General features: G+C 59.9%; 15 protein-coding genes. 7 read left to right on the top strand and 8 right to left on the bottom strand.

The window, feature by feature from the left end; genetic code table 11:
- Nucleotides 1-221: 221 nt before the first annotated feature.
- The 5 genes from AC1DYW_RS30465 to AC1DYW_RS30445 all read right to left on the bottom strand — a co-directional run bounded on the left by AC1DYW_RS30465 (nt 222) and on the right by AC1DYW_RS30445 (nt 9,643).
- Nucleotides 222-2,177, bottom strand: a complete 1,956-nt coding sequence (locus AC1DYW_RS30465; RefSeq protein WP_126070451.1) for an acetoacetate--CoA ligase — start codon at nt 2,175-2,177, stop codon at nt 222-224.
- Between the two features lie 165 nt (nt 2,178-2,342).
- Nucleotides 2,343-4,400 carry an oxidoreductase gene (locus AC1DYW_RS30460; RefSeq protein WP_126070450.1) on the bottom strand — a complete coding sequence of 686 codons (2,058 nt, stop codon included), beginning with the start codon at nt 4,398-4,400 and terminating at the stop codon, nt 2,343-2,345.
- Nucleotides 4,397-5,647: a Tm-1-like ATP-binding domain-containing protein gene (locus AC1DYW_RS30455; RefSeq protein ID WP_126070449.1), complete on the bottom strand. Its 1,251-nt coding sequence runs from the start codon at nt 5,645-5,647 to the stop codon at nt 4,397-4,399. The genes AC1DYW_RS30460 and AC1DYW_RS30455 overlap by 4 nt, the downstream gene beginning before the upstream one ends.
- Before the next feature lie 37 nt (nt 5,648-5,684).
- Entirely contained in the window at nt 5,685-8,159 is a 2,475-nt protein-coding gene (locus AC1DYW_RS30450) for an FAD-dependent oxidoreductase (protein WP_135867236.1), read from the bottom strand.
- Complete coding sequence (locus tag AC1DYW_RS30445; protein ID WP_126070447.1) at nt 8,159-9,643, bottom strand: aldehyde dehydrogenase; 1,485 nt, start codon at nt 9,641-9,643, stop codon at nt 8,159-8,161. Before AC1DYW_RS30445 ends, AC1DYW_RS30450 begins: the two co-directional genes overlap by 1 nt.
- 275 nt (nt 9,644-9,918) lie before the next feature.
- On the opposite strand from AC1DYW_RS30445, the gene AC1DYW_RS30440 reads away from it, so the two are divergent.
- The 7 genes from AC1DYW_RS30440 (at nt 9,919) to folD (ending at nt 16,268) form a co-directional block, all read left to right on the top strand.
- The gene (locus AC1DYW_RS30440) at nt 9,919-10,713 is read left to right on the top strand and encodes an IclR family transcriptional regulator (protein ID WP_224673600.1); all 795 of its coding nucleotides are present in this window, start codon (nt 9,919-9,921) and stop codon (nt 10,711-10,713) included.
- Entirely contained in the window at nt 10,706-11,359 is a 654-nt protein-coding gene (locus AC1DYW_RS30435; RefSeq protein WP_126070446.1) for an HAD-IA family hydrolase, read from the top strand. The genes AC1DYW_RS30440 and AC1DYW_RS30435 overlap by 8 nt, the downstream gene beginning before the upstream one ends.
- Before the next feature lie 12 nt (nt 11,360-11,371).
- Entirely contained in the window at nt 11,372-12,727 is a 1,356-nt protein-coding gene (locus tag AC1DYW_RS30430; protein ID WP_126070445.1) for an aspartate aminotransferase family protein, read from the top strand.
- A gap of 78 nt (nt 12,728-12,805) precedes the next feature.
- Entirely contained in the window at nt 12,806-13,555 is a 750-nt protein-coding gene (locus AC1DYW_RS30425; RefSeq protein ID WP_126070444.1) for an electron transfer flavoprotein subunit beta/FixA family protein, read from the top strand.
- A gap of 24 nt (nt 13,556-13,579) precedes the next feature.
- Nucleotides 13,580-14,506, top strand: coding sequence for an electron transfer flavoprotein subunit alpha/FixB family protein (locus AC1DYW_RS30420; protein WP_126070443.1), 927 nt, complete (start codon nt 13,580-13,582; stop codon nt 14,504-14,506).
- A gap of 18 nt (nt 14,507-14,524) precedes the next feature.
- Nucleotides 14,525-15,376 carry a formyltetrahydrofolate deformylase gene (gene purU / locus AC1DYW_RS30415; protein WP_135867232.1) on the top strand — a complete coding sequence of 284 codons (852 nt, stop codon included), beginning with the start codon at nt 14,525-14,527 and terminating at the stop codon, nt 15,374-15,376.
- Between the two features lie 10 nt (nt 15,377-15,386).
- A complete protein-coding gene (gene folD, locus AC1DYW_RS30410; RefSeq protein WP_126070441.1) occupies nt 15,387-16,268 on the top strand; it encodes a bifunctional methylenetetrahydrofolate dehydrogenase/methenyltetrahydrofolate cyclohydrolase FolD in 882 nt (293 codons plus the stop codon).
- 30 nt (nt 16,269-16,298) lie between these two features.
- Here the strand turns inward: folD and AC1DYW_RS30405 are convergent, their stop codons facing one another.
- Genes AC1DYW_RS30405 through AC1DYW_RS30395 form a run of 3 tightly spaced genes read right to left on the bottom strand, consistent with a single transcriptional unit; the run spans nt 16,299 to nt 19,446 of the window.
- Complete coding sequence (locus tag AC1DYW_RS30405; protein ID WP_126070440.1) at nt 16,299-17,090, bottom strand: SDR family NAD(P)-dependent oxidoreductase; 792 nt, start codon at nt 17,088-17,090, stop codon at nt 16,299-16,301.
- Nucleotides 17,091-17,143: 53 nt separating this feature from the next.
- Nucleotides 17,144-18,151: a phosphotransferase enzyme family protein gene (locus AC1DYW_RS30400; protein ID WP_126070439.1), complete on the bottom strand. Its 1,008-nt coding sequence runs from the start codon at nt 18,149-18,151 to the stop codon at nt 17,144-17,146.
- A gap of 11 nt (nt 18,152-18,162) precedes the next feature.
- A complete protein-coding gene (locus AC1DYW_RS30395) occupies nt 18,163-19,446 on the bottom strand; it encodes an aspartate aminotransferase family protein (protein WP_477228707.1) in 1,284 nt (427 codons plus the stop codon).
- Nucleotides 19,447-19,563 lie beyond the last annotated feature (117 nt).

Genomic DNA, 19,563 nt, shown 5'->3' with positions numbered 1-19,563 from the left:
AGGGCTCAATCCTCTGCAATCGGCTCATCCCTTGACCCACGACCGACGCGCCATTCGTGAGAAAGATTATGTCCGACTGCTGGCCGCCATGGCTCATGTCGCTCTCCTCCGTCACGCCTCTCTATCTCCCGATGTCCACGAGATCCCCTGGCGCCACACCATGTGTCGGCGCTCACGTTTGCGCCCGATGATCCATGCTGGGAGGTTGTTTGCCGAGTCGATCAACCTAACTCCGGCAGGTTCCTGAACAACTCCAGCGCTTCTGGATTGGCGAGCGCTTCCTTGTTCTTGATGGCGCGGCCGTGCACGACGTCGCGCACCGCGAGTTCGGTGATCTTGCCCGATTTGGTGCGTGGAATGTCTGACACGGCGACGATCTTTGCCGGCACGTGGCGGGGGCTCGCCCCGGTGCGTATTTTCGACCGGATGCGCTTTTCCAGATCGGCATCCAGCTGCACGCCGGCGGCCAACCGCACGAACAGCACGACCCGGACGTCATTGTCGAAATCCTGGCCGATGCACAGCGCCTCCAGAATCTCGGGCATCTGTTCGACCTGGTTGTAGATCTCCGCCGTACCAATGCGCACGCCGCCCGGATTGAGCGTCGCGTCGGAGCGGCCATGAATGATCAGGCCGCCATGCACGGTCCATTCGGCAAAGTCGCCATGGCACCAGACATTGTCGAAGCGCTCGAAATAGGCCGCCTGGAATTTCTTGCTCTCGGGGTCGTTCCAGAAGCCGATCGGCATCGCCGGAAAAGCCCTGGTGCAGACCAGTTCGCCCTTCTCCTGCCTGATAGGCTTGCCGTCATCGTCCCAGACATCGACGGCAAGGCCGAGGCCCGGCCCCTGGATCTCGCCGGTCCACACCGGTTCGATCGGCACGCCGAGCACGAAGCAGGAGACGATGTCGGTGCCGCCGGAGACCGAGGCCAGGTGCACATCCTTTTTGATGCCGTCATAGACGAAGCGGAAATCCTCGGGCGAGAGTGGCGAGCCGGTGGAGGAGATCGCCCGCACGCTCTGTAGATCATGCGTGCCGATCGGCTTGAGGCCGGCCTTGCGCACGGAATCGATGAATTTGGCCGAGGTGCCGAAGAAGGTCATCTTCTCGGCATCGGCGAAACTGAACAGCACATTGCCGTCGGGATAGAAGGGCGAGCCGTCATAGAGTAGCAGTGTCGCGCCTGACGCCAGACCCGACACCAGCCAGTTCCACATCATCCAGCCGCAAGTGGTGAAGTAGAAGAAGCGGTCGCCATCGAGCAATCCAGCATGCAGCCGGTGTTCCTTGACATGCTGGATCAGCGTTCCACCGGCCGAATGGACGATGCATTTGGGAATGCCGGTCGTGCCTGACGAGAACAGAATGTAGAGCGGGTGCGCGAACGGCAATCGTTCGAAGGTCACGGGTTTTGCAGCGAAGGGCGCCAGCGCGTCTTCGAGCGCCGCAGCCTTGTCGACGGTTTCGGCTACGTCGGCTGAGGTGCCGAGATAGTCGACGATCAGGATCTTGCGGACGGTGGCAAGTTTCGTCGCGACCGCGGCGATCTTGTCGGCGACTTCGATGGCCTTGCCATTGTACCAGTAGCCGTCCGGCGCAATGAAGACGACCGGTTCGATCTGGCCAAAGCGGTCGAGAACGCCCTGCTCGCCAAAATCGGGAGAGCATGACGACCAGACGGCGCCGATCGAAGCGGTCGCCAGCATGGCGGCGATGGCTTCCGGCATGTTGGGTATCATGGCGGCGATGCGGTCGCCCTTTTTGACGCCGAGCGACAGGAAAAGCTGCTGCAGGCGCGACGTCAGCGCATGCAGTTCGTTCCAGGACAGCCGACGCTCGACCTTGTCTTCGCCATGAAAGACGATTGCGTCGCCCGAGCCGGTCTTCTTCAGCAGGTTCTCGGCGAAGTTCAGGGTGGCGTCGGGAAAGAATGAGGCGCCGGGCATCTTGTCGCCATCGACGAGTACGCGCTCGCCCTTGTCGCCAACGATGCCGCAGAAGTCCCAGACGAGGCTCCAGAAGCTCTCGCGATCCTCGACCGACCAGCGGTGAAGTTCGGCATAGGAGGCGAAGGATGCATCCGCCTGCGCCGCAGCGGCTTTCAGAAAAGCCGTCATCGGCGCGGCGTCGATCCGGTCCCGCGTCGCGGTCCACAAGGGTGTGTCTGCGGCCATAATTGTTCCTCCCAAAACTGTCGCGATCAGGGCAGCTGGTTCATGTCGACTGCGCGCGAGATCTCATAGTCGGTGCTCCTGCTGGCGGGCCCGCGTCGGACTTGAGACGAGAGAAGAGGGCCCAGCCAGGCCGACGCTCCTTGTTTTGCTACTGGAGGCTTCGATTCAGATGAACAAGGTCGGGACCTCGCGCTTGAAGATGCGGTCTGCCGGCTCAGTTCCCAAATACTCCCTGGCAGCCTTGTGTCCAGAAAACACCGCCGCTTGAATGATCCCCGGCGCGACCGCGTCGCCGATTGTTGTGTGCGGAACACCGGCCTCGCAAAGCCAGGAGGACAGATCGTCTTGTGGAAGTCTTGACGTAACACTCAGCAAGGCCGCTGCGGGGATAGCCGGCAACGGTTCGTAAGTGTCCGACCGATTGATATGCAGCGCACCGTCCTTCCACTCCACGGCCGTCGTGTTCGGATACATCTTGACGCCGGCCGCCATCAGGGCGCTGAGGACACGAGGCTGTTCCAGCGTGTAGCCCATCCAGCCCGCAATCGCGGGCTGAGGACAGACGAGGTGAACCTCGTGGCCTTTCGCCGCGAGATGTTCTGCAAGGACATTAGCCATGTAGTAATGATCGTCGTCATAGATCACGATCGGACCGGACAGGCTCTCGCCGTCCAGGATGCTGTCGGGCGTGAAAGCGCAACCGGAGAAACCTGGGATCGGCGTGTACCGGGTGCGGCCAAGTCCGTCATCCCTCCAGCGCGATCCAGTGGCCACGAATATGTGGTCGGCGCCAAACTCGCAGGCAATCTCGGGTGTGATTTCGCTGCCTAGGAAAAGCTCGACATTCGGCATCTGCTGCATCTGGTAGAGACGGTAGTCGCGGACCCGGTTCCAGGCTGACAAGCCCTTCAGCCTGCTTTCCTTGGTGACGCGTCCACCCATCACTTCCGACTTTTCGGCGATTGTCACCTGGTGGCCTGCCCGCGCCAGGGTGAGGGCGCAGTCCAGCCCGGCAGGTCCGCCGCCGACGACAAGGAGGTTCTTGTTGGTCTGAGCTTTGGGAACGCGTTCAGGATGCCAGCCGCGCCGCCATTCTTCACTCATCGTCGGGTTTTGTGTGCAGCGCAGCGGGATCGAGTACGCGTCGGAGGCCACGCAGATGTTGCAGCCTATGCACTCCCTGATCTCGTCCACCCGTCCTTCGCGGATTTTTTGGGGCAGGAACGGATCGGCGATAGACGGCCGCGCGCCACCGATCAGATCGAGGACGCCACGGCGGATCTGGCTCACCATTGCGTCGGGGGATGTGAAGCGGCCGACCCCGACGACCGGCTTTGTCGTCACTGTTTTCACGAAGCTTGTAAATTCTTCCTGCGCGCCCTCGGGGTCAAAGCGGGAGGTTCCGGAGTCGCGGCTCCAACCCGAGACATTGACGTCCCAAAGATCCGGGATTTCCGCCAGGAGCTCGACCACGTCGCGCCCTTCGCCGCTACTCGATATAGCTTTGGGCCCGGTGAGTTCATGCACCGCAAAACGAATGGCTACGGCTATATCGTCGCTGGCCTCTTCCTTGGCCTCCTCCAGGACCTCGCGTAGCAGCCGAACCCGGTTGGCGAAGCTGCCGCCATATTCATCCGTTCGGTGATTATAGGCCGGGGTCAGGAAGTGCCACAGGATCGACGCGTCGTGAGCGGCGTAGACATAGACGATGTCGTAGTTCGCCTGTTTCGCCCGTCGAACCGCGGCGCGATAGTTCTCGCGTAGCAACTTGATGTCGCTTTTGTCCATGGCTTTGCTTTGGACCGGGACCTCAGGCTTGAGAACGGGGAGACTGGATGGGCCGAGAACCGGATAGCCATTTGCCAGGCCCCGCGAACGCATGCCGCTGTGGCCGATCTCGATGGCCGAAAGCGCGCCATGCTCGCGGATCCTCTCGGTCAGCCGTGCATGGCTCCTGACGTCGACCTCATCCCAAAATTTCTCGATCGGCAGGTTGGAGATATCGGATGACGGATCGATCTCGGAAAGCTGCATACAGACGGTGCCCCAACCGCCTTCCGCCTTCATCGCCCTCATGCCGATGGAGCCGTTGGGCATGAGGGGAGAGTGGCCCGTCGCGTGCGGCACAGCGAAGAATCGATTTGGCGCCACCTTCGGCCCGATCTTGACGGGTTCAAACAGAACCGCATAGCGAGCGTCGATCGGGGTGGCGTGTATCGTCATTGTAGTGCCTTCTTGACGATGCCTCGATCGACCCAATCGTCGAATATTCCAAGCACCGTTTCAGCAAACAGCGCGTCGTTTATGTGCGCGTCGATCTCGGTCAATTCCACCGGATGCCGTATCGCTGAGCGCATTTCATCGAGGAACGCTGCTAGTCCAGCCGGGTCATGGGCAGGTTGCCCCTCCCGGTCCCATTCCTCGATACCTTGAATAGGCAGGATCACATGCACGGGAGCCAAGGCTTTGGCCAACCGATGGCCGATCTCGCGGGCGGTCTCGCGCCGCTCTTGCGCGTTCAACGCGGCGGAGGAGATCAAACGATTGTGCGCGTGGCAGGGTCTGCCGGCGAAGCGGGCGGGGATATCTTGCCAACTGGGAAAGTCTATCAAGTCGACGCAGCCCGGAGCGACGAGTTGTGGGACCTTGTTCTGTCCGGCTGACACAAGTCGGTCCTTGCCACCGTTGACGATAGAGCCAACCAGAAGGTTCCCGAGCTCGGGAAGCGCGAAATCCATGACGGCGCAGAAATATCCTTGCGCGGCCAGATTTTCAAAAGCCATTCCGCCCATGCCAGTCGCATGAAACACCGCAAGTTCGAACCCTCGCTCTTCCAAGGGGCCCTTGAGTAGTCTCATGTAGGAAAGGCACGAGCTGCCAAGGCTCATCATGCCAATGATGGGACGATCCCGCTTCGGCGTTTCGACCGATTGCGCGGACCCCAAAACCGCGCCCGCAGCCTGGCTTAAAGACGACTTGCATATGGAGTTCAATCCGAAGAGGCCTCCCGCCCACAGGATCATCTGGATGTCGGGCGCTAGTCTGTCCGCGGGGACGAGGGGGGAATACGCGACTGTAGAAATCACATATTTCGGTACGCCGAGTGGCAAGGCACGAGCGCAGTCGAGAGCCAGGTCCGTGCCCATGGTGCCGCCCATGGCAATCATGCCGTCGATCTTGCCTTCCGCGTGCAGCCTCGCTGTCAGGATTGACGCGCCGCGCGCCATGATCTGCATCGCGGTGTTCTCGTCGCCGGACGCGATCGCCGTCTGGATCGACGACCCGCCAGCCTCGGCGACATCGTGCTTGCTGATGTCGGTCGGCCGCATGGGACCACCGAGAACGCTTACGTCCATCGTGAGCGCTCGGCCGCCCTGTGCGACAATCCTGTCAGCGAGATAGATCAGTTCGTCCGACTTCGTATCGAATGTACCGATAACAAGGATCGTCTTCGTTTCTTTCGTCGTCATGGTTCCCACTCATTTTTTGTTTTTTGGTTAGTCGGTCTCAGCCACGCATCCGCTCTCCCTGCGGGTCGTAGAGGGGCTGAAGCTGGACCTGGATCGGATAGCGTTTGCCGGCGATCTGGACCTCGAAATCACCCTCTTCGAGCCATGCCTTCGAGACGCCATCCTCACGATGCAGGCTTGCAAGCCCCAGCATTTTGCCAACGCGGTAGCCCCATCCTCCGGAGGTGACGTGGCCCACAAGGTCATCGCCTTTCCAGATCGGTTCATTGTGCGCGAGATAAGGACCTGTTCTTCCGAGGCCGTTGACGGAGACCGATACCGTCCTGAAGAGCGTGGCTGCACCGCCTGCCTTCTGCCTTGCGAGAGGGCCTTTGCCGATGAACTCGCTCTTGTTGAGATCAACAGCAAATCCTAGGCCGGTTTCGTAAGGTGTGTCCTCCTCGGTGATGTCATGCCCGAAGTGCCTGAAAGCCTTTTCAAGGCGGCAACTTCCCATGGCAAACATTCCCATATGCCGCAGGCCGAGTGGCGTTCCGACCGTCAGGATGTTCTCGTAGACACCGTGCGTGAACTCCGTCGAAATCAGCAGCTCGTAGCCAAGTTCGCCTACGAACGATCTTCTGATGGCCCAGACCCGTGCATGGGCAAGGTCGATTTCCCGCGCGGCACCGAACGGAAATTTCTCGTTGCTGAGGTCGTCTATCGTCAGGGCGGAAAGTATCTCGCGAGACTTCGGCCCATGGATCGTCAGCAGCGCGTAGGACGACGTGGCGTCGAAGATTTCGAACCGCCACTCCGGGTCCGCATGCATTTCAAGCCAGGCGCGGTCGCGAACCTGGCTGGGGTGCCCCGTAACCACGAGGAATTTCTGTGGGCCGATCCGCGTGACCGTCACGTCGGCCTCGATGCCGCCGCGTTGATTGAGGAATTGGGTGTAGACGGAGGTTCCGACCGCCACGTCCATCTGGGCACCGCAGACCCTGTTCAACATTTCGACGGCATCCGGTCCCTGCACCAGGAGTTTGGCGTACATGGACTGGTCAAGGAGCACCGCCGCATCCCGGGCGGCGGCACATTCGTCGGCCACCAGGGAAGACCAGTATTGCTCGCCGACCGAAGGTTTGTCCTGCCATCCCAAGCCGGACGGGTCGTAATACATTGGAATTTCCCAGCCGATGCGCTCGGCGAAAACAGCGTTTTGCGATTTCAGCCTGTCGTGCAGTGGTACCCGACGTACCCCGCGTGCCGTTTCGATCTGGCGGCCCGCCCAGTGGATGCCGTAATGGAATCCGACGGACTCACCGACCCTGTCGGCATTGTATGTCGAGTTGGATTGAAAGGGATGGGCGCGAGAAGCCAGCATGGAGTTCATGCTGCGGCTCGGATATCCGTCGATCAGCCACTCCGCCATCGTTAAGCCGACGCCGCCGGAGTTCAGGATGCCGTTGGAATTCATGCCGGCGGCAATGAACAGGCCTGGCATTTCCGGCGCGGGGCCGAGGTAGGGCCGACCGTCCGGTGTGAAACTCTCGGGGCCGTTGAAAAACGTCTTGATCCCCATCTCGGCAAGCGCTGGCATGCGGGCGAAGATCGTCTCAAGCATCGGTTCGGTATGTTCCATGTCGAATGGAAGTTCGTCGAACTCGAAACCGTCTGGAATGCCCTCTTTGCCCCAAGCCTTGCCCAAGGCTTCGAAACCACCGATCAACAGCTTGCCCGCGTCCTCCTTCCAGTAGGTCCGTTCTTCGCCGACGACAAGGCAGGGCAGGGTGCGCGGGAGGCCGGCAATCGCTTCGGTGACGATGTAGAAATGCTCCGCTGCATGAAGGGGCACAGTCACCCCATGTGCCTTGGCAAAGCGGCTTGTCCACATCCCGCCGGCGAGAATGACTTTTTCGGTGGCGATCACACCCTGATCGGTTTCGACACCAATCACCCGGCCGTTCTTCGTCAGAATTCTTGTGGCCGAAGTGTTCTCAAAAATCAGCGCCCCGTTGTTGCGAGCGCCGCGGGCCATCGCCTGGGTGACGTCCAGGGGATTGACCTGACCGTTGGAGGGAACGAAGAAGCCGCCTTGGACGCCCCCATAGTCCACCAGGGGCCAGATTTCTTTCAGCTCCGGGATCGAGAGTATGTGGCTTTCGATTTCCATTCGTCCGGCATGGTCATGGTTGCGCAGCAACTGGTCCATCCGGATATCCGACAATGCGAGATGCAGCGTGCCGTTCTGCTTGTAGCCCGTTGCCTGTCCCGTCTCACTTTCGAGTTCCATAAAGAGCCGTGCGGTGTATTTCGAGAGCGCTGTCTGCGAGCCAGACTCACGCAGTTGCCCGACGATTCCTGCCGCGTGCCATGTCGTCCCACTTGCAAGCTGTTTACGCTCCAAGAGCACCGCACCCGCCATTCCGCGTTTCGCAAGATGGTAGAGGGACGATATGCCGATGATGCCGCCGCCGATGACGACTGCAGGAGCCCGTTCTGGGAGTGACCTTGGGGATCTGTTTTCGGTCATCAGAGTTGAATCCACGCTGTCTTGAGATTGAGGAATTTATCGAGGGCATGCGGCGACTTGTCGTGACCGTTGCCAGACTGTCCGACGCCACCGAGCGGCACGGTGATGTCCGGCCCTCCATATGTGTTGACGTGGACGACGCCGGCCCTGATCGCCCTTACCATGCGATGGGCGCGCGAGAGGTTGGACGTCCAGACGCCGGATGCCAGCCCGTAAATCGTCGAGTTTGCGATCCGAACCGCGGCGGCCTCGTCGTCAAAGGGCGTGATCGCAAGCACCGGGCCGAACACTTCTTCCTGGGCAAGGGCGGCGTCTGGAGCGACTTGGTCAAACACCGTCGGCGCCATGAAGAATCCCCCTGTTTCCTCGCGGATTCGGGTACCGCCGGTAAGCAGCGAGGCGCCATCGGCTGTGGCCCGGGCCACAAATTCCAGGTTCTTGAAAAGTTGGTCGGCGCTTGCAATTGCGCCAGCCTCGGTTCTGACATCAAGGGGATCGCCCAACCGCATCTGTGAAGCAAATTCGGCCACTTTTTGCGCAAAATCAGCGTGAATCGAGCGCTCTACCAAGAGCCGGGAGCCGGCTACGCAAACCTGACCGGAGTTGCGGAATATGCCATAGGCCGCGACCTTGGCTGCCTGATCGAGATCCGGTGCGTCCGCGAACACTACGTTCGGCGACTTACCTCCGAGTTCGAGATAGACGCGCTTGAGATTAGATCGGGCGGAATATTCGAGAAGCCTCCGCCCTACGGGACCGGAGCCCGTGAAAGCCAGCACATCGACGTCATTGTGGAGTCCGAGTGCGGCACCGACGACGGAACCCTGCCCGGTGACCACATTGAAGACGCCGGCCGGCAGGCCAGCCTCCGAACAGATCTCCGCCAAACGCAGCAAGGTAAGTGATGCGACCTCCGCCGGTTTTACGACAACCGAATTTCCGGCCGCCAGCGCGGGAGCGATTTTCCATGCTCCGATCATCATCGGGAAGTTCCACGGAACAATCACGCCAACAACGCCGACGGGGTCATGATGAACCAGGCCGAGAACCGAAGCGGCCGTCGGTGCGATCTCGCCGTAGACCTTGTCGATCAACTCGCCGTAGTAGCGGAACGTGTTGGCCGCGCTTCCAGGCTCCGCCTTTATCGCCATCGAGATTTCGGTGCCGTTGTCGCGGACTCCGAGCACGGCCAGTTCCAGCGCATTCTTTTCGATGAGTTCGGCGATGCGGTGCATCACCTTCTTGCGTTCGGCCGGCGCAGCCCTCGACCATAATCCACGGTCGAAACTCGCCCTGGCACTCGCCACCGCCAGGTCGATATCGCCTTCTTCGGCTTCAGCGAGGCGCGTAAGGATTGACCCATCAAGCGGCGATATCACCTCGCGCGTCCCGCCTTTCAGGGCCTTGCGCGCTTTTCCGTCGATGAAAAGCCCTTGCTCCGGAACTGAAAGCCCCCGAAGCTGGTCGATCTGGATTTGATCCATTGGTTGTCCTTACGGTCGGTTCCGAGTCGTTCTCAGTCACGCTAAATCGGAATGGTGTCGCGGGCTGCCTTCAGCGGTCAGATAGACCGAGCCAGCGGGACGAGCGTTTTGAGGCAAATTCATTCGGATTTCCCATTATGGCTTGACCGTCGATTCGCGGTTCATTATTGTCACCATCAGTTTAAAAAGCTTGCATTAGGTTTGAAGTTCTGTCAAGTAGCACTCATCGAGGAGAGGAAATCGTGCCGAAATCCGGACCTGGGGAAACAGTTCCAATGATGAAAAGCGTCGATAGGGCGCTTTATCTACTTTCATATTTTACCGTGCAGGAACCGGAATGGGGCCTGAGCGACCTCGCCCGAAAGTCCAAAGTCGACAAAGCAACGACTCTTCGGATCCTTGTTGCGCTTATTCGCAACGGCTTTGTGGAACAGCATGCGGAAACCAAGAAATACCGCCTGGGGATTGCCGTACTCAGGCTGGCTCGGGTTAGAGAAGCTAGTTTCCCGCTCCTGTCATTCATCAATCCCGTGCTCGACAGGCTTGCCGAGGAGATGGAAGAAACCGCGCACGCCACACTGGCGGCCGAGACCGCAATGATCACGGTTGCGGTGACGGAGCCGAAGAGATCGACCCGTGTCTGGGTGAACCCGTCGCAATTGCTGCCTTTTCACGCGACCGCATCTGGTCTGGCGTTTCTGGCGTTCGCCGCGCCTGAGGTCCGCGACGGGGTTTTTGCCGAGGGAGAATTGGTCAGGTACACGAAAAATACCGTGGTCGACGAAGAGGAACTGCGGGCGCAATTGGACCAAATCAGGAATCGCGGCTTCGCCTTTGCGCCTGGGTCTTTTGAAGTGGAATCGAGCGGTGTGGCCGCGCCGATCTTTTCCAGCAGTGGCGACGCTTTTGGATCGGTGGCGATCGCCGGTGTCGCATCTCGAATGATGAAGGACAGGCAGTTGAAAGCCGCACGGCTCGTAGTCGGGGCTTCGGTGGAAATATCTCGCGCAATCGGCGCTGAACCTCATCCGAGCATCCTGCGTGCAACGAAGGATCTTCTTGATGCCTGAACGCCGTAGTGCGCTTGTCCTCGATTTCGGCGGTGTGATCTCGAAAACGGTCTTTGAAACCCAGCGCCTGAACGAGGCCGCCTTGGGACTGCCTGCAGGCACCCTTGACTGGATGGGCCCCTTCGACACCGATGGCGACGCGTTGTGGCAACAGATGCAGTCCGGGGCAATCACCGAACGGGACTACTGGTACACGCGGGCACGCGAGACCGGCAAGCTCCTCGGTGAGACCTGGGATGAACTCCCCGTGTTCCTCCAGCGCATCCGGGGTGATGATCCGCAGCTGATGATCAGACCAGAGGCGTTGCGCGCGATTGAGGTTGCCAAGGACGCGGGTAAGAAGCTTGCCATCCTGTCGAATGAGCTCGATCTGTTCTATGGCGCGGGATTTCGGTCCAAGCTTCCATTCCTTCAGATGTTCGACCTGATCGTCGACGCGACGTACACAAAAATCCTGAAACCCGACCCGCGCGCTTACGGGTTCGTCTTCGACGGGCTTGGCCTTGCCCCTTCGGATTGCGTGTTCGTGGACGACCAGGCCAAGAACGTCAAAGGAGCGTCGGACGTCGGGATGCACATCGTGCACTTCGATGTTACCGGGCCAGGCGAAAGCTATGCCCAGGCAATCAAGATGCTGGGAATTTGAGAGGAACAGAGGGTGCGAGAGACGAATTTCCTTGTTGAGAACAACGCCCGCCACATGTGGCATCCCATGGCGCATCCCGCCGAGATGCAAGCGAACCCGCCGCACATCATCAATGCGGCCGAGGGGGTTGAGGTCACCGATATCCACGGCAGGAAGCTGCTCGATGCCGTCGGCGGCCTTTGGAATGTCAACCTCGGCTATTCTTGCGAGCCGGTGAAAAAGGCGATCCGCGATCAACTGGACCAGCTTCCCTATTATTCCGCGTTCCGCGGCACATCGCCGTCGCCGGCGATCGAGCTCTCATACGAGCTGGCGGAATGGTTCAAGGAAGACGGCCTCGTGCGTGCGTTCTTCACGTCGGGCGGTTCGGATTCGGTCGAGACCGCTTTGCGTCTGGCGCGTCAGTATCACAAGATCAATGGCCAACCCGAGCGCACCAAGTTTGTTGCCCTCAAGAAGGGCTACCATGGCACGCATTTCGGTGGCGCATCGGTCAATGGCAATGCCAACTTCCGCCGCAACTACGAGCCGTTGCTACCTGGGGTTTTTCATCTCGCCGCACCTTATGCCTACCGCAATCCCTTCGGCACCTCTGATCCGGCGGAGATTGCCCAGGCGATCGCTCGCCAGTTCGAGGATGAGATCGCCTTCCAGGGGGCCGATACGATCGCTGCCATGATCATGGAACCGGTGCTGGGGTCGGGTGGCGTTATCGTGCCGCATGAAACCTTCATGCCATTGATGCGTGCCATTTGCGACAAGCACGGCATTTTGCTGATCGCCGACGAGGTGATCACAGCGTTTGGACGCACGGGCGCCTGGACCGGCTCGCGTGGCTGGGGTGTCAAACCGGACTTCATGTGCACGGCCAAGGCAATCAGCAACGGATACTTTCCGTTCGGCGCGGTGATGATCTGCCAAAAGGTGGCAACGGTATTTGAGGCCTCCAAGGGCGCCATTGGCTCGATCGGCCACGGCTACACCTATTCAGGTCACCCAGTTGGAGCCGCCGCAGCGCTCGCGACGCTCGCCGAAACAAAACGTCTCAACGTCGCCGCGAATGCAAAGGCCCGGGGAGCGGAGTTGCTTGTGGGCCTTGAAGGCCTCAAGGAGAAGCATGAGCTGGTAGGGGACGTGCGGGGTCTCGGTCTGATGTGCGCGCTTGAACTGGTGTCGGACCGCAAGACGAAATCGGCAGCGGCCAAAGACGTCGTGCAGAAGGTTTTCGACACCGCATACGAAGAAAGCGTAATGGTCCGCACTTCCGGTGCCAACGTCATCATCTCACCCCCGCTCGTCATCACGGCGGCAGATGTGAAGCGGATCGTCGCCGCACTCGATGTGGGCCTCGCGCAAGCCGGGCGATAATTGATTGAGATGGAATATTGCCTGGGCCATGTGGTCCCGGAATAGGGAAACTCACCCCGAAAATAAGGGCACAATCAAGTGAAAATCCTTGTACCCGTGAAGCGAGTTGTGGATGCGAACGTCAAGGTTCGCGTCAAGGCTGACGGTTCGGCTGTAGAACTCGCCAACGTCAAGATGGCGATGAACCCGTTTGACGAGATCGCGGTCGAAGAGGCGCTCCGGCTGAAGGAAGCCGGCAAGGCGGAAGAGATCATCGTCGTCTCTATCGGACCGCAGCAGGCGCAGGAAACCTTGCGCACCGCGCTCGCCATGGGCGCCGACCGCGCCATCCTGGTCAAGACCGATGAGCAGACCGAGCCGCTCGGTGTCGCCAAGGTGCTGAAGGGCGTCGTCGACGCCGAACAGCCTGGCCTCGTCATCCTCGGCAAGCAGGCGATCGACGACGATTCCAACCAGACCGGCCAGATGCTGGCAGCCCTTCTCGGCTGGGCGCAGGGCACTTTCGCCTCCAAGGTTGTCATCGACGGCGACAAGGCCAAGGTGACGCGCGAAGTCGACGGCGGCCTGCAGACGGTGGAACTGAAGATGCCGGCGATCATCACCGCCGACCTTCGCCTCAACCAGCCGCGCTATGCCTCCTTGCCCAACATCATGAAGGCCAAGAAGAAGCAGCTCGACGAAAAGAGCCCGGCCGACTACGGCGCCGACGTCAAGCGGCGGCTGAAGGTGCTCAAGACCGAGGAGCCCAGCGGCCGCAAGGCGGGCGTCAAGGTCAAGTCGGTGGCCGAATTGATCGACAAGCTCAAGAACGAAGCCGGCGTGCTGTAAGCGATCGGAAAAGGAGACAACAACATGGCTATTCTTCTGATTGCCGAACACGACAACGCAACCCTTTCCGACCAGACCGCCAAGGCGCTTTCCGCGGCCCTGCAGATCGGTTCGGACGTGCATTTGCTGGTCGCCGGCAAGGGCGCCAAGCCGGCGGCGGATGCCGCAGCCAAGCTCAAGGGCGTCACCAAGGTGCTGCTGGCCGATGCCGATGAACTGACCGAGCGTCTCGCCGAACCGCTGGCGGCGCTGGTCGTCTCGCTGGCCGGCGCTTACGACACCATCATCGCGCCTGCGACCTCGTCGGGCAAGAACGTCGCGCCGCGCGTCGCCGCCCTGCTCGATGTCGCGCAGGTCTCCGAGATCATCGAGATCGTGTCGCCCGACACCTTCAAGCGGCCGATCTACGCCGGCAATGCCATCCAGACGGTGCAGTCAACCGACGCCAAGAAAGTGATCACCGTGCGCACCGCATCATATTCGAGCGCCTCCCAAGGCAATGCGGCTGCCGTCGAGCTTGCCTCGCCGGCAGCCGACCCGAGGCTCTCCATTTTCATTGAGAACAAGCTTTCCGACACCGACCGTCCGGAACTAACCTCGGCCAAGATCATCATCTCGGGCGGCCGTGCGCTGGGTTCGGCGGAAAAATTCAAGGAGGTCATCCTGCCGGTCGCCGACAAGCTCGGTGCGGCTGTTGGCGCTTCGCGCGCCGCGGTCGATGCCGGCTATGCGCCGAACGACTGGCAGGTCGGCCAGACCGGCAAGGTGGTGGCTCCCGATCTCTACATCGCGGTGGGCATCTCCGGCGCCATCCAGCACCTCGCCGGCATGAAGGATTCCAAGGTCATCGTCGCCATCAACAAGGACGAGGAGGCGCCGATCTTCCAGGTAGCCGACTACGGTCTCGTCGCCGACCTTTTTGATGTCCTTCCCGAACTTGCCAAAATTTGACACGAGGGGAATGAAAACGTGCCGCAATCCTACACGATTACCCTGTCCTGCGACGACCAACCCGGCATCGTCGCGGCGGTCGCGACGGAACTTTCCGCCCTGGGCGCCAATATAACCGAGAGCAACCAGTTCTGGGACCGCCTTTCCAACCGCTTCTTCATGCGCATCGCCGTCGAATTCAGGCAGCCCACAACCAAGGAACAGGTCGAACACGCCGTGAAGCCCGTGTTGGACCGCTTCGGCATGAAGGCCGATGTCGTCGACGCCGGCCGCAAGCTGAAGATCATCATCATGGTTTCCAGGTTCGACCACGCAATGTTGCATCTGCTCTACCAAATCCGTGTGGGATGGCTGCAGGTCGAGGTTGTAGCTATCGTGTCGAACCACGAGGACAGCCGCCGAACCGCAGAGATAGAGGGTATCCCCTATCACGTCTTCAACATCACCAAGGACAACAAGGCGGAAAAGGAGAAGGTGCTGCTCGATCTCGTCCGGGAGACGGAGGCAGATCTCGTGGTGTTAGCCCGATACATGCAGGTGCTCTCGGACAACCTCTCCACCCGGCTGTTCGGAAAAGTCATCAACATCCATCACTCGTTCCTTCCGTCGTTCAAGGGAGCAAAGCCTTATCATCAGGCCTTCGAACGCGGCGTGAAGCTGATTGGCGCGACAGCCCACTATGTGACGCCTGATCTCGACGAAGGGCCGATCATCGAGCAGGAAACGGAGCGTGTGACGCATACGATGACCGCCGACGATTTCGTCGCCACGGGCCGGGATATAGAAAGCAGGGTGCTGGCCAGGGCGGTGAAGATGCACCTGGAGCGTCGGGTCATGCTCAATGGCCACAAGACAATCGTTTTCGCGTGACCAGGGCCAGATGAGAGAACCAGTCATCATCTCTGGAGCAATCGTGGCGGCTTCAATACTCGAACGAGTAAAACTCGAAACTGAGGCCTTGAAGAGTTCCGGCATCAATCCTGGTCTTGCCGTGGTTATCGTCGGAAGTGATCCAGCCAGCCAGGTTTACGTCTCCTCGAAGGGGCGGAAGGCCGAAGAGTGCGGCTTCCTCTCACGAAAGTATGAATTGCCCGAAATCACGTCCGAGAAAGAACTTCTTGGCCTGGTGCACACATTGAACGAAGACCCGAAAATTCATGGACTCCTTCTGCAGTTGCCTTTGCCAAAACATCTGGATGCAGGAAAGATTATTCAGGCGATATCGCCTGACAAGGACGTTGATGGGTTCCATTATGTCAATGTGGGTATGCTGGGAACTGGCGAACTCGAGGGCGCGCTCGTCCCGTGTACGCCAGCAGGGGCGATGCTGCTGATTGAGTCGGTCCGGGGCAAGGACCTGTCAGGTTTGACGGCGGTGGTCATCGGGCGGTCCAACATCGTCGGCAAACCGATGGCCAATCTGCTGCTCGCGTCGAACGCGACCGTAACGATCGCGCACAGCCGAACAGCGGAAATCGAACAGATCTGCCGAGGGGCCGACATCCTGGTCGCCGCTGTCGGCAAGCCGGACTTCGTGAAGGGAGACTGGATCAAACCGGGTGCCACGGTTATCGACATCGGTATTAACCGACTACCCGCAGCCGATGGCACCGGAAAGGGACGTTTAGTCGGCGACGTTGATTTCGAGGACGCTTGTCGAATTGCCGGGGCAATCACTCCCGTGCCCGGCGGCGTCGGGCCGATGACGATCGCGATGCTCATGGCCAACACCCTTAAGGCCGCCCAGCGCAGCGCTCGGTGAAGAAGACTCTAGCAGCGACCAATCATTGCCTCAGCCTTGGTCGAATTCCACGAGTCCTCGATTGACCACGCTGCTGCCTCCGTCGACGTTGATCAGGGCGCCGTTGACATACGAGGCTTCCGGCGAAAGGAGAAACGCGGCGACATTTGCTATTTCGCTCGCGTCAGCTGCCCGCCGTTGCGGCACGAGCCGCGTGACACGGCGATATCCCGGCTCTGGGTCCCCGCCTTCGGTCAGCATGCTCATTTCCATATCGGCCATCTCCGTTCGCACCCAGCCCGGGGCAATCACGTTGGCGCGAAGACCATGGCGAGCGTATTCAAGGGCTATCGTCTGGGTTAGGAGCGTCACACCGGCTTTCGACGCACTGTAGGCGGCCAGCCCGGCACCGGCCGTTGCGCCCGCAACGGACGAGATGGTGACGATCGCTCCTTTTGTCCGCAGCAGATGCGGAATTGCAGCTTTCGCCATTACAAACGGCGCGGTCAGATTGACGTCGATTTGGGTTTGCCAGTCGACAATGGACATCTCCGAGACGGATGCGGCGATGACAGTGCCTGCGTTCAGGACCAGCGAATCCAGGCGACCGAAATGGGCAACGACCTTTTCAACTACGGCTGCCGCGTCAGCGGGCACGCTTATATCAGCCGCAATCGCCAGTCCGCCCGTCTGGTTGGCGACGGTTTGCAGGATTGCCTCTCTTCGCCCGCAGATTGCGACGAAATGCGTGGACGCCAATTTCAATGCGATGGCTGCACCGATCCCGGTGCCTCCGCCTGTTATCAGGGCTACAGGCCTGCTTTCGTCGACTGCCGAAGGCATCTCCGATTACCCTTTCCTAAGCCACCAAATTGCAGAAGGAACCGCGTTCAAGATCACCAGCCTGTGCCAAGATAGTCGTCCGCAAGACCGTATGAATCGTCGAGGTAGCGTGACAAGCGTGCGCCATTGTCGGCCAATTCCGGGCGTTCTCCGATCCATCCAATGTAAGTAAGACTACGCAGAAGCAGGAAGAGCGGCAGCAGCGATTCGGAACGTTCAGACAGTTCCCTGCTTTGCCTATAGCCATCGAGAACCGCCTTCTTGATTGCCGGGTAGTGGGGCTCCTTGCGGTTGCGCAATAGCGTCGTTGCGATATCGAAGACACGCCACCCGTAACCGGAGTCATCGAAATCTATGAACTGGACGGAGCTTGGCGTCACCAGGACGTTCTCCCTGACGAGGTCTGCATGGATCAGGCCGAAATCAAGGTTCTGGACGCCCTCGAGTTTGGACGACAAGATACCGCGAAGCCTACCGAGTTTGTTTTGGTCTGCCACCGACAGAGCGTCGAAATCCCAGAAACGTCCCCATAGAGGGGTCTCCCCGAGCAAACCGTCCTTGTCCCAGGATGGACGGTCGAAAGCACCGCCGCATACCCAGGCGTCGCTGATGTTGTGGAGATCGGCCATCTTGTTGCCGAGGGCGCTGAACAGGCGAACGAGATCTTGCGGTTCGTGCTCAAGCATCACGCCCGACTGGCCCAGCGGCGCTCCGGAGAGCCAAGACACGATGTCGGCGTTCTGTTCGGGAAAGTCCACGCTCGACGGCAGCGCTATATAGTCGCCGCCGTTGAGAGTGGGGAGAGGCGTCGGGACCTCGATTCCGCCTTGCCTCAGCACCTTCATCCACTGCAGCTCCGAACCAAGGGCCGCGGCGCTGTGGTATCCAGGACGGTGGAGCCTCAGGACCGCGGGGCGCCCGTCCGAAAGTGCAATCCTGAAGACTGCATTCTCACGGTACTTCAGAAGCTCCGGCTGCTGGGGCGAGAGTCCCCAGTGAGCGAGTGCTTCCTTGGCTCTGAGTGAAAGACGTGCAGATAGCGCCTCGGAAATGTCTCCCACGACAAATCTCCCTAGAGCGCTGTCAGCACGTCATCGAGGGTGCCGATCAACAGGTCGGCATTTTCCGTAGTGAAGGGCATCGGCGGGCGGATTTTCGTCGCGCACTGGTGGATGCCGAGCTTGCCCATCAAAACCCCGCGCTTGCGCATTTCGTTGATGAGCCGCGTTGCGAGTTCAGGCGCGGGCGTCTTCTCCGCCCTGTCGAGCACAAGTTCCGCCCCGAAAAACAGTCCGTTGCCACGCACGTCGCCGATGACGGAATGCTTTTGCGCCAACCGCACGAGGCCGTCCTTGGCATATTTGCCGACGTTTTTTGCGTTTTCGACCAGTTTCTCGTCTTCCAGCACGTCGAGTACGGCCATGCCCGCAGCACAGGAAACCGGATTGCCGCCAAAGGTGTTGAAATATCGAAACGCCTTGCGGAATGCGTTCAGGGTCTCCGATCCCGCCACGACGCCAGCAATGGGATGTCCGTTTCCCATCGGCTTGCCCAGCGTGACGACATCGGGAACGATGCCGGCGTGCTGATGTCCCCACATGTTGTCGCCAGTCCTGCCAAACCCAGGTTGGACTTCGTCGGCAATTAGAAGACCCCCAGCCTTTCGCACCGCTTCGGCCGCTCCCGTCAAGAATCCCTTGGGCAAATCGGGGAAGCCCTCGTTCGCGAAGAACGGGTCGACGATCAAAGCCGAGAACCCGTGTCCGCTCTCGTCAAGCGAACGGATCGCCTTCTCTACCTCAGCGGTGAAAGCAGCTGCAAACGGTTCGCCCGCAACCCCACCCAGTGGCCGGTAGCTGTCGGGTGCCGATACATGACGGACATGGCCGCCATAGCCTCCGACAGGTGGCATACGTGTCGACAGCTGGGAAACGGCCGTCGTGTTTCCGTGGTAGGTGAAGTCTGTTGCGATCACCCCCGTCTTTCCTGTGACGGCTTGTGCCATCCGAAGAGCGATGTCGTTCGCCTCGCTACCGGTACAGGTCAGGATGGCGGCATCCAGCGAATCGTCGAAGTAACCCAAAAGTCGTTCTACGTAGTTCAGGATGCCTTCGTGGAGATACCGGGTGTGTGTGTTCAGCGTTGAAGCCTGTCGGCAGATCGCATCCACTACATACGGGTGGCAATGGCCGACATGGGGCACGTTGTTGTAGCAGTCTAGATAACTCTTGCCGTCCGCGTCCCACAGCCAGACACCCTCTCCGCGGACGAGATGCACAGGATTCTCGTAGAAGATCGAGGTGTTCTTTCCGAGCAATTTCTCGCGCCTGGCGAGCAGAGCCTGCGTGTCGTCCATCATCCAGCCTGTTGTGGTTTGTTTGACCATCGGTTCATTATTGTATCCATCAGATAGATTATCGGTCCGAGGCTTGATCGATGTCAAGTATGCCATCGCAAAATAGCGTTGCTGCAG

It is taken from the genome of Mesorhizobium sp. P2_D5 (assembly GCF_056404355.1).
This window is presented reverse-complemented; position numbering and strand designations above follow the sequence as displayed.